A 13,041-nucleotide genomic window follows, 5' to 3' on the forward strand; every position below is an offset into this window, starting at 1 on the left:
GGGCATCCCTAAGTCATCTATGGTATTGGGGATTCTGTATATTCTTGCAATTCTTATATACCTGATTAAAGATTTTGATTCTTCTATTGTTGAAGAAAGTACACAAATAGTAGAAAGAACAATTAATCTTATACCATAATACTGCATCCAAAACCCGAAAATCAGACTTAGCGCCTAGGATGCAAAGAACACTTTGTTGCAACCAATAAATCCGTATGGCTAGGTAAAAATCTCGCATGATATGAAATAGGGTATGGATATGCTCATGTTCAAATAATCCAATGGAAATAAAGGCTTGATAAAGTGAAGGTAGTTGCCGCTTTGCTTAAGTCAAAAATATCACTCAAAATAGAATGGCCATTCCTGTTTGACCAATTTCAAAGTCAGTTTATTTTGAAAATGGTCTTTTTCAAAACATGGGACATTTCAACCAAATAATAATAACGCTCTTCCAAATAATATATATGCTTTTCTTGAGACATGGTTCACCAACTAGCTTTGTTCTAAATATGATAATTTTTTACCCAATGAAAACCCAAAACCTAAGATTGTTACTTCTTTTAGTACTATGTACCTGTAATTTTTGGCAAAATAGTGCACAATCAGGAACCCTTATCTACAGCGGGCAAGATGCCATTAATATAGATCAAGCTACCTATACCAACAGTTATCCTATCGCATCTAATACATTTGGTTTTAACTTTAGTAACGATGGTTTACGCCTTTTTTTTATTAGGAATGGCTTTACCGACATTTCTCAATATGACTTGGCCACGCCCTATGCAGTTTCATTGGCAAATTTCGCCGGTGCTATAGATGTGGGCGACAACCATACAGAATTTGAATTCAGTGCCGATGGTACTATCTTATTTGTTTCTTATTCTACGAATACCCTTGATTTTGTAAGGGCATATCCCTTGAGTACTCCGTTCGATATCAACACCATTGGGGCACTATTAAGTACCACCGATTTTGTTGAAATTTCTTCTTTGATAGACCTTGCCTTTAGTCAAGATGGTTTAAAATTATTTTTATTTGGTGACTTAGGTACCGGTAAAGGTATTGCAGAATATAATCTCACCTTACCATATGATGTTGGCAGCGGGGTATTTGTTCAAAGCATGTCAATACCGAACAATTTTACTCCACGAGGCATCAAGTTCAATACAACTGGCACCCAGCTTTTTGTTCCTGTTACTTCAACGGATTTTTTTGGAAATATAATAAATGAGGTGATTACCTATGATCTAGTCGCGCCCTATCAACTTTCTTCAGCAACATACGATAACCTTTTAAATTTGGATATCTCTCAAAATTCGCCTGGCTCTAGAAGAATTGATTTAAGCAAAAATGGTGATGCCCTATTTATTCTTGATTTTTTTGCCAAGGAGGTTGATCGATATGAATTGGAATTGGATAATTACAATGAAGATATTACCTCTGATAACGGCACCCTCGTGAATGATAGTTCGCCTATGGTCATCATTCTTGACGGAAATACCTTTCAAGATACCGATAATGATGATATATTGGATATTGGTGCCGAAGTCATCATGCCCAATCTACCCACGGGCTTAATACCGCAGATCACCTTATCGAATAACGATACTCAGGCCACCTTAAATTTCACGGGCATGGCCCTCGACCATAAAGACATCCATGATGTAAACAATTTGCAGTTTTCCTTTACGGATAGTGCCTTTGTTAATGGTACGGCGGCCCAGGTAGTGAATTCAGGTAGCATTGTACCTTACAATAGCGGTATCGGTATTAATTTTAGTAGTATAGGTACCGGTACCAATGGATCTTTTATCTATCCTTTAGGTGAGTTTGCCCGTATAGAAGGTGGCGACACCCAAGTGGTTCAAGTACAGTTAAGAGATGATTCGGGTACTAATTTGAATACCACGGGTATTTCGGTCACTTTTAGCGTTTCGGGCAGTGCCGTCATCTCGGGTCCTGCTACAGTCGTTACCAATGCGCAGGGCATTGCTTCTATAGCCATTAGTAACACGGTTCAAGAAACCGTTGACATTACGGCCACGGTCAACCACGATAATATTTTAGCCACCCCAGAAATAGCTGTTGTAAATGGCAGCCCGGCACAGGTAACCTTTATTTCAGGTGGGGTCGCTCCGGGCGGCGTTTTTAATAGCCTTTCATTATGGCTAAAGGCTGATGATGGGGTTTTTACAGATCGTAATGATACCAAAACGGGTACTGTCTTGGCTTCAGATGGCGAATTGGCACAGTCTTGGAAAGATTTTTCTGGGGTACGCACCAATGACGCCACAAGTGTCGACCCTACATCAAATGGAACCCTTTATCGGGATGATGCCACGCAAAACGTCAACTTTAACCCAGTCATGCGTTTTACCAATACCGGCCAAAACACCCTTACTTTGGGTGATGATTATATCTATGCCAATAAAGAGGGGTTATCGCTTATTGTTGTTTCCAGTCCAAGGTCGACAGTATCTAGAACAATGCTTGGTTTTGGCACAAAAAGTGAAACCCGATATTCATTGATTCAAGGCAGGTTATCAACTACTTTAGAGACCCCAACTGATTTTGGCGGAAAACGCAATACAGTACCTACTCCAGCGATTTCTGATCCATTCGCCCCTGGGAGCAACCCTTTTATTACGTCTGGTATTATAGATTTTGAATCAGATCAATCAATCTATATACAAGGCAAAAAATCAGGAGAGGAGCCTATAACACTTTCTCAAATTACCGCAAATGAGATTGATGAGGGTTCCCTGAAAAGCACATCCTCAGGACCTTTCACTATTGGTGGTTTCTCTATTGAAAGCAATGGGCAAAATTACGCTGGCACCATTTCAGAGATTATTGTGTACAATGATGATATTGACGCAATTTCAAGCACGGCTAGGCAACGAATAGAATCTTATTTGGCCTTAAAATACGGTATAACCTTAGACGGTTCGGTAAACGACTACCTAAACGCTTCAGGAGCATCAATATTTGATTTGGATGATGGCACCAATGGTGGTATTGCAGATGACGGCATAGCAGATTGGCATGATGTTTTTGGTATTGGTAATGAAACTGCCCAAGCTTTGGACCAACAAATTTCAAAATCAATAAATGAAGGAAGCATCGTAACCCTTTCAACTGATACCAATTTTACCGATACAAATGGTTCCCACACTTCGTTACTGGACGGGCAGTTTCTAGTTATAGGTAATAATGGGGCTACAGCGACCTTACAAACTACCGAAATGGATATTTCTAGATACCGTGATAGGGTGTCTAGAGAATGGAAAGTAGCAAATACGGGCAATGTCACCAATGCAAACCTAAAATTTGACGGATATGGTGATGATTATGTGTTATTGTCCAGCACCACAGGTGATTTTAGTTCTGGCGCCATAGAACTGGGCAGATTGTCAAGTACGGGTGAAATAACGGGTGTGGCCCTTGGTGATGCCACCTTTTTTACCTTGGCCTTCAAAATAGAAGTAGGCATTGAATTCGAATTGGCGACAGCCAGTGATCTTGAAGATGACGGGGGAAATTTGCCAAATTTATTGATTGAAGGTACTTTACCGGTAGATACTGCAATAGATATTTTGGTCAATAATGCAGGAACTGCGACTATCGGTACTGATTACACATTAGGAGGCGTAACTGGAACATTACCACAAACAATTTCGGTAATTATTCCGGCTGGGGTATATACCGCAACAAATCCAATTTCGATGGGTAGTTTGGCCCTGGCAGATGGCGTGACCCCTATTAATTTCTCCATTTTACCAGATTTGTTCATAGAAAATGATGAAACGATCAACATCACGCTATCCAATCCTTCAGGGGCTCTTGTATTAAAAGAAGTTGCCGATGGTACTTTTATAGATACCCATACCTATACGATTAGTAATGATGATATTCCAGAATTTTATATATACAAACTTACTGACGGTATTGAAAGAAATATTGGTGTTACAACGAACGTAGGCTTTAATGTAAGTATAAGGGGAGGGCTTTCCAATGATTCCGGAAGCCCTATTACCGGAGATATCAGCTTTTCAGGAACAGCGACTGAAGGAACGGATTACAATACCGGACCCACTTCATTTTCTATAGCTTCTGCAGGGGCATTTGGTGGTGGTATAGGAGCAAGTATTTCTATACCTGTGATTGAAGATCTTTTGATTGAAGGTAACGAGACTGTAATCGCTACCATTTCGAATGTATCCATAGGAAGTATTGATATCAATACGGCCAATGCTATCATACGCGATGATGATGTCATTTCTGTTCATACAACAGGTTCTTTTATACGTTCTAACGATGAAAGTGCAATTGCCAATGGTTTAGATACTGAGGCTATTACAGTACAACTTAGAAATGCTGTAGGAAACAACCTTCCGATTAGTGGAGTGCAAGTCACTTTTCAGGTTACTGGCAACGCAGTACTTTCTAGTAATACGGCCTTGACCGATATAAATGGTCAAGCAATTATCACAATTACGAATACGGTCGCAGAAACAGTGAATGTAACCGCTACAATAGATGATGATAATGATGGCGGAACAACACCTGAAGTTGCCGTTGTTAATGGAAGCCCTGCTGAAGTGAATTTTGTTCCCGGTGTCCCTGACCCAACGAACCCAAACACCACGATTACGGCGACCAGTCCCGTAACGGCCGACGGCATAGCGACCAGTACCATCACCGTACAGCTCGCAGATGCCTATGCAAACCCATTGACATCGAGCGGTGGCACCGTCGTGCTCTCATCAACGGGAAGCGCGATCATCAGTGCGGTGACCGACAACAATGACGGTACCTATACCGCAACGGCGACCAATATCGTCGCGGAGACCGTGACCATCACCGGAACACTCGACGGCGTAAACATTGCCAACGGTGCGATCATCACCTTTACCGCCGGTGCTGCCGACCCCACCAACAGCGACACCACAATTACAGCCACCAGTCCCGTAACGGCCGACGGCATAGCGACCAGTACCATCACCGTACAGCTCGCAGATGCCTATGCAAACCCATTGACATCGAGCGGTGGCACCGTCGTACTCTCATCAACGGGAAGCGCGATCATCAGTGCGGTGACCGACAACAATGACGGTACCTATACGGCAACGGCGACCAACATCGTCGCGGAGACCGTGACCATCACCGGGACACTCGACGGCGTAAACATTGCCAACGATGCCGATATCACCTTTACCGCGGATAGCGCTGACCCAATGAACCCAAACACCACGATTACGGCCACCGGTCCCGTAACGGCCGACGGCATAGCGACCAGTACCATCACCGTCCAGCTCGCAGACGCCAACGGCAACCCATTGACATCGAGCGGTGGCACCGTCGTACTCTCATCAACTGGAAGTGCGATCATCAGTGCGGTGACCGATAACAATGACGGTACCTATACCGCAACGGCGACCAACATCGTCGCGGAGACCGTGACCATCACCGGGACACTCGACGGTACCGACATCACGGACGATGCCGATATCACCTTTACCGCGGGTACTGCCGACCCCACCAACAGCGACACCACGATTACGGCCACCAGTCCCGTAACGGCCGACGGTATAGCGACCAGTACCATCACCGTACAGCTCGCAGATGCCTATGCAAACCCATTGACATCGAGCGGTGGCACCGTCGTACTCTCATCAACGGGAAGCGCGATCATCAGTGCGGTGACCGATAACAATGACGGTACCTATACGGCAACGGCGACCAACATCGTCGCGGAGACCGTGACCATCACCGGGACACTCGACGGTACCGACATCACGGACGATGCCGATATCACCTTTACCGCGGGTACTGCCGACCCCACCAACAGCGACACCACGATTACGGCCACCAGTCCCGTAACGGCGGACGGCATAGCGACCAGTACCATCACCGTACAGCTCGCAGACGCCAACGGCAACCCATTGACATCGAGCGGTGGCACCGTCGTACTCTCATCAACGGGAAGCGCGATCATCAGTGCGGTGACCGACAACAATGACGGTACCTATACCGCAACGGCGACCAACATCGTCGCGGAGACCGTGACCATCACCGGGACACTCGACGGTACCGACATCACGGACGATGCCGATATCACCTTTACCGCGGGTACTGCCGACCCCACCAACAGCGACACCACGATTACGGCTACCAGTCCCGTAACGGCGGACGGCATAGCGACCAGTACCATCACCGTACAGCTCGCAGACGCCAACGGCAACCCATTGACATCGAGCGGTGGCACCGTCGTGCTCTCATCAACGGGTAGTGCGATCATCAGTGCGGTGACCGATAACAATGACGGTACCTATACCGCAACGGCGACCAACATCGTCGCGGAGACCGTGACCATCACCGGGACACTCGACGGCGTAAACATTGCCAACGATGCGATCATCACCTTTACCGCGGGTGCTGCCGACCCCACCAACAGCGACACCACGATTACGGCTACCAGTCCCGTAACGGCGGACGGCATAGCGACCAGTACCATCACCGTACAGCTCGCAGATGCCTATGCAAACCCATTGACATCGAGCGGTGGCACCGTCGTGCTCTCATCAACGGGTAGTGCGATCATCAGTGCGGTGACCGATAACAATGACGGTACCTATACGGCAACGGCGACCAACATCGTTGCGGAGACCGTGACCATCACCGGGACACTCGACGGTACCGACATCACGGACGATGCCAATATCACCTTTACCGCGGATAGCGCTGACCCAATGAACCCAAACACCACGATTACGGCTACCAGTCCCGTAACGGCCGACGGTATAGCGACCAGTACCATCACCGTACAGCTCGCAGACGCCAACGGCAACCCATTGACATCGAGCGGTGGCACCGTCGTACTCTCATCAACGGGTAGTGCGATCATCAGTGCGGTGACCGATAACAATGACGGTACCTATACGGCAACGGCGACCAACATCGTTGCGGAGACCGTGACCATCACCGGGACACTCGGTGGAAGCCCTATAGCTGATGATGCACAAGTGGAGTTCGTTACACAAGGAATCGATACCGGAATAAACGGATCTTTATTGAGCGGTATTGACACCATGCGACAAGCAAACGGAATAGAAAGGGCGACCTTAACCGTTCAGTTAAGGGATAGCAATGGAAACAATATTTCCATGCCAGGTATTTCGGTAACATTCAATAGTAATCTTGGTGTTTTTAATTCCACGACAGCCCTAACAAATACAGATGGTGCGGCAACCGTGGTACTTACAAGTCTAATCTCAGGAACTGCTATAGTCACTGCTACCATAGACATTGATAGCGATTTTAATACCCCACAAGAGCCTGTAACCAATGGTAGTCCTGTTACCGTGATTTTCACCTCTTTTGATTCTGATTCTGATGGTGATGGTGTTACCAATGATGATGAAGATTTGGACGGAGACGGAGACCCATCGAACGACGATACGGATAATGACGGCATACCTGATTATCTCGACCCTGACGATGACGGCGATGGCGTGGATACCGCGGATGAGGACACCAACGGAGACGGAGACCCATCGAACGACGATACGGACAATGACGGCATCCCTGATTATCTCGACCCTGACGATGACGGCGATGGCGTGGACACGGCAGATGAGGACACCAACGGAGACGGAGACCCATCGAACGACGATACGGACAATGACGGCATCCCTGATTATCTCGACCCTGACGATGACGGCGATGGCGTGGACACGGCAGATGAGGACACCAACGGAGACGGAGACCCATCGAACGACGATACGGATAATGACGGCATACCTGATTATCTCGACCCTGACGATGACGGCGATGGCGTGGATACCGCGGATGAGGACACCAACGGAGACGGAGACCCATCGAACGACGATACGGACAATGACGGCATCCCTGATTATCTCGACCCTGACGATGACGGCGATGGCGTGGACACGGCAGATGAGGACACCAACGGAGACGGAGACCCATCGAACGACGATACGGACAATGACGGCATCCCTGATTATCTCGACCCTGACGATGACGGCGATGGCGTGGACACGGCAGATGAGGACACCAACGGAGACGGAGACCCATCGAACGACGATACGGATAATGATGGTATCCCTGATTATCTCGACCCTGACGATGACGGCGATGGCGTGGATACTGCGGATGAGGACACCAACGGAGACGGAGACCCATCGAACGACGATACGGACAATGACGGCGTCCCTGATTATCTCGACCCTGACGATGACGGCGATGGCGTGGATACTGCGGATGAGGACACCAACGGAGACGGAGACCCATCGAACGACGATACGGATAATGACGGCGTACCTGATTATCTCGACCCTGACGATGACGGCGATGGCGTGGACACGGCAGATGAGGACACCAACGGAGACGGAGACCCATCGAACGACGATACGGATAATGATGGCGTCCCAGATTATCTCGACCCTGACGATGACGGCGATGGCGTGGATACCGCGGATGAGGACACCAACGGAGACGGAGACCCATCGAACGACGATACGGATAATGACGGCGTACCTGATTATCTCGACCCTGACGATGACGGCGATGGCGTGGACACGGCAGATGAGGACACCAACGGAGACGGAGACCCATCGAACGACGATACGGATAATGATGGCGTCCCAGATTATCTCGACCCTGACGATGACGGCGATGGTGTGGATACTCCTGACATTGAAGAAGATGAAGAGATAATTGTCTACAATGGATTTTCTCCAAATGGAGATGGTGTAAACGATGTATTAATGATTACCGGATTAGAAAATACGGAAAACAATCTTCGTATTTATAATAGATGGGGTAAAAAAGTATATGAAACCAAAAACTATACATCAAACGATAATTTTTTCAGAGGAATATCGCAAAGTAGCGCTACTATAAATGTGAAAGACGGATTACCCACAGGTGTTTATTTCTATATACTGAATTATGAGTATACAAATGGAGAAACTGGGGTTAAAAGTGGATACCTGTATTTATCAAGATAATTCTAAACTAACGTGAGTTCGACGTAACAATCGGTCCAAAAGAGAACAAATGTTGACAAAAACAGACAGTTGTCACCCTGAGCGCCCGCCGGACGGACGGGCAGGCAGTCGAAGGCTTGAAAAAATATACATTTAAAGAGGTTTCGACTGCTCAACCTGACATAAGTCTATAAATCGCGAAAAACCAAATAAGTGACAGGTTTCTTATGTCGAACTTACGTTAAACTATATAAATAAAAAGTTTGGGCAATAACTTGAAACCAGTAAAACAAAAATCCTACATGAAGAAAATAGCAATCATCCTTTTTTTAAAAGTGGCAATATTATTTCCGTTTCATAAGGTTATTTCACAGCAAGATGCGATGTACACCCAGTATATGTACAATACTAACATTATAAATCCCGCATATGCTGGGGTGAGAGAAATGTTTAATATTACTGCATTTAATCGAACACAATGGATAAACTTGGATGGAGCTCCACAAACCCAAACACTAAATATCAACACGCCAATAGGGACATCAGGTTTAGGATTGGGAATAAGTCTCGTAAATGATAAAATTGGCCCGGTTAATGAACAATTATTCAATGTAGATACCTCATATAAAATTCAGGTTTCAAGAAAAAATAAGTTGGCATTTGGAATCAAAACGGGGTTTAATCTGTTAAATGCAAATTTTAATGAATTACAAATTTTTAATTCCAATGATCCTAATTTTGAGGAAAATATTGAAGATGGCTTTTCCCCAAACCTTGGAGCTGGAATATATTATTTCTCAGACCAGTGGTATTTAGGAATGTCCATCCCCAATATTTTGGAAACTGAATTTTTCAATAGTGCTGACCGACTGCAAGCTGGAGAAAGACGTACATTTTATTTTATCTCAGGTTATGACTTTAACTTAAATCACTACTGGAGGTTTAAACCCGCTATTTTAACAAGAATAGTATCAGGCAGTCCTATTTCTACTGATATCTCCACCAATTTCTTATACCATGAGAGATTTGCTTTTGGTGCTTCCTACCGATTCGGGGCTTCAATAAGTGCCTTAGCAGGTTTTCAAATAAATGAAGCTTGGTTTTTGGGATATTCTTATGATTTGAACACCCAAGGTTTAGGAGCGTTTAATAATGGGTCTCATGAGATTTTTATGAGGTTTGAGTTCAATTGGTTTCAAAGTAGGAAAGCATCTTGTAACTGTCCTATCTTTTTTTAATGCCCGATTATCAAAATACACAACAGGTTCCATTTAATAGCTTATGAATATACTAGCGATAAACATGTTTATTGCGCTAAAAAACCAATAAAAGTCTATGTTCGTAATATGCCCCATTTAGGGTACGAACAAGGGTGTGTTCTATATTTTCATACTCAGAAAATAGGCACAAACTCGTTTCATCAGGGTGAATAATCTTGTGATTTCATCCTTTATCCCTCATTTTATGAAAACACAATTTTTACAATTCAGTTCTTGTGAAATCAAGTTTTTCCCAAATAATATGGTAAAGTAACCGTATAGTAGATATCGTTTAATTCTGTAATGGTATCGTTGTTCTTTTGTGTATGAATATCAATTTGAACAACACATTAAGAATTAGAACTATGGTGATATCAAAACAAAATTTAGAAGACAATTTCTTCATCACGCAAAATTCCAAAGAAGAGATTGTTTCAGCTATTATCTATGAACTTACCCTAGAGACCGCGACCATTACAACTATAAAAAACAATTTAGGTTTTGTAAGGCTTTCTGAAGATATCTTCGATCAGGTTGAGAGGGAATTAAGGAATATTTTTAGAACTAGAAAAAATAGAAAAAAGATAATTATGGGATATGACCATAAACTTCATCCAATCTCTGAATTGGCCATCTATTATAATGCACTAGGCATTATAAATTTTCTCCGTCGGAATATTAAGGATTCTTTCAAATTATTTAACAAAGCTTTGAATTTTTTATGTGTTTACGAAGCTCCTCTAATAAACTTAAGCCTTGCAACACAAACTATGGCTTAAAACACACCATGTTTGAATTAATCCTAAAACCCTTTCAGAATGGAAAATAAAAAAACAAAAAAAATATGGGGGAATTTGAAGCTTATCTTTCCTGAAATCTTAGTAATCATAGTATATCTGGCTGCAATGTACTATTTGCTAACTATGATATGAAAATTTGAACTTAACTCGTTAGCTACCTGAAATATTATTACGTAAATCATTAAACTAACGCGAATTCGATATAACTAGATGGCCAAATATAATTGTTTGGTGTCGACAAAGTTCACTTTGAGTGACGGCTTTCTGTCCTTGAAATTAAAAGCTATTAGGGCTGAGAAGATATTGTTGAAGTAGTTTGCAACGCCCCCGTGCCTTGAATGTTCAACTTGGCATATGTTCTTGAGCTGGTCGAAGATGGTCTCGATGATTGACCGTTTTCTCAAGTGATATGCGTCTTCCTTAGTTGTCAACAGTTTTGTTTTCATATTCTTTCTCGGCTTGGTGACCAAGTGCACCCCATTAGCGAAGAGTTCGGTAAAAAGGTCCTTTGATATGTAACACTTGTCCCCGAAGAGTTTCTTTACGAACGCCCTAAAGTGCAGGGGTTTTCTGTTGTCCACATTGCCCGTGATAAGCATAAAGTCGGCAATGCCCACTTCGTCATTTGTTATGATGTGCAGCTTGAATCCGTAGAACCATATCAGGGAAAATTGTCCCCTTTTCGCCAGTTCCCTGAAAACTTTGTGCTGACCTATGCTTTTCCCATCAAAGATACGCAGGGGCGTGGTGTCCACGAAACTGATCCCCTTACAGTTGGCCAACCCGTAGGTATTCAGTTATATGGCCAAGGGTATGAAACTTTCCTTTTTGAGCCCCACAATACGGTTGGAGCCGACCAATTTTGCAAAGTATTCGGTAATTTACCGTGCCACATGATCATTGTAAAAGTCCTTGAAGGTCTTGTAGCCCTATAGGACAGCACTGGTCATTACCTCAGATAGGCTCGCCTTGCACGACCTGATACGCTTTTTGTCGTTGGCAAGGAGGCTTTTTTTGCCAGAAGGGCATGAATTCAAGGCAAAAATCATCTATGGAACAAAAATTTCGGTAACTTTGAAAGGAGAAATTTCAGGTGGAATATTTTTTAGTGAATTGAAAATCAACACTTAAATTTCCAAAATATTCCACCTTTTTTGTTCTGTGAAAATCAAGTTTCTTACATCGAACTTGTTGCTTACCCGAAGAAAGTCGCAATAATGTTTTAAGGTAACCTTTTGCAGTGCTATTTTGGCATAGATATTCCAACGCCTATTATTAAGTTTAAATCAAATACTTTAGTTATAGGTTACTATAGAACTAAAATTATCTGCCTGGTCGATGGCCTCATTTAGTGAAATATCTGCTTGGTGCAGTAATATTCTATCTATCACATGAAAGTCTGAGCGCGAGGAGATTTTCATTAAGTAGATTCCTGTGGTTTCAAAGCTAACATAGACATCATGGGCATCATTGTCAGAAGTTTTGGACTGCTACTTGAATTCATTATGGTCTCTGCTTCTATATACTCTAAACCAACCCTCTTTTAAAGCTCAATTAGGGTTTGGTTCTTTGCCCGAACCGTTCGAATAAGCTACACTACCATGGTTCTTCATTCCAAAGAAATCATTAGCATCAGGAAACCGCAACCAAGAATCGTTGTGCTCCGTTCCATTGTTCCCCTTTCTATAAAAAGACTTCCAAATAAATCTATCGGTTCTGATATTGGTAATCTTAACCGGAAAAGTTACCATTCCATTACCTGGATTGCCCTCCTATTGCATATACTCCTTGAAACGTCGGTAACATCATTCTTCAGTATCCAACCTTCAGGAAAATCGTTGTCTTCAAATTCAATGGAGATAATACCATTCTGTTCATCAAAAACAAAACCGGTTGAGTCGGGACATTCGTTTCCTTGGTCTGTAGATTCTACATCATCTACAGAATCGTCCATCATGTCACCTTCTTTAG

5 protein-coding genes and 1 pseudogene are annotated in these 13,041 nt (G+C 43.8%); 3 read left to right on the forward strand and 3 right to left on the reverse strand.

The genetic code is table 11. The annotated features are described in order from the left end of the window. Positions 1-527 precede the first annotated feature (527 nt). The 3 genes from ACZ1GR_RS03925 to ACZ1GR_RS03935 all read left to right on the forward strand — a co-directional run bounded on the left by ACZ1GR_RS03925 (position 528) and on the right by ACZ1GR_RS03935 (position 11,049). On the forward strand, positions 528-9,032 hold the full coding sequence (locus ACZ1GR_RS03925) for an invasin domain 3-containing protein (protein ID WP_472610931.1): 8,505 nt from the start codon (positions 528-530) through the stop codon (positions 9,030-9,032). A gap of 281 nt (positions 9,033-9,313) precedes the next feature. Further along, positions 9,314-10,249, forward strand: a complete 936-nt coding sequence (locus tag ACZ1GR_RS03930) for a PorP/SprF family type IX secretion system membrane protein (RefSeq protein ID WP_472610932.1) — start codon at positions 9,314-9,316, stop codon at positions 10,247-10,249. A 386-nt stretch (positions 10,250-10,635) separates the two neighbouring features. Next, positions 10,636-11,049 (forward strand): hypothetical protein, encoded by a 414-nt coding sequence (locus ACZ1GR_RS03935; RefSeq protein WP_350290941.1) that lies wholly within the window; start codon positions 10,636-10,638, stop codon positions 11,047-11,049. A 227-nt stretch (positions 11,050-11,276) separates the two neighbouring features. On the opposite strand, the pseudogene ACZ1GR_RS03940 reads toward ACZ1GR_RS03935, so the two are convergent. The 3 genes and pseudogenes from ACZ1GR_RS03940 to ACZ1GR_RS03950 all read right to left on the reverse strand — a co-directional run bounded on the left by ACZ1GR_RS03940 (position 11,277) and on the right by ACZ1GR_RS03950 (position 13,027). After that, a pseudogene (locus tag ACZ1GR_RS03940) lies at positions 11,277-12,170 on the reverse strand (IS982 family transposase). Between the two features lie 450 nt (positions 12,171-12,620). Beyond that, on the reverse strand, positions 12,621-12,821 hold the full coding sequence (locus ACZ1GR_RS03945; protein ID WP_472610933.1) for a hypothetical protein: 201 nt from the start codon (positions 12,819-12,821) through the stop codon (positions 12,621-12,623). Next, positions 12,815-13,027 (reverse strand): hypothetical protein, encoded by a 213-nt coding sequence (locus tag ACZ1GR_RS03950; protein ID WP_472610934.1) that lies wholly within the window; start codon positions 13,025-13,027, stop codon positions 12,815-12,817. The genes ACZ1GR_RS03945 and ACZ1GR_RS03950 overlap by 7 nt, the downstream gene beginning before the upstream one ends. Between the last annotated feature and the right edge of the window lie 14 nt (positions 13,028-13,041).

The sequence above is a fragment of the Croceitalea sp. W27 genome (assembly GCF_055693185.1).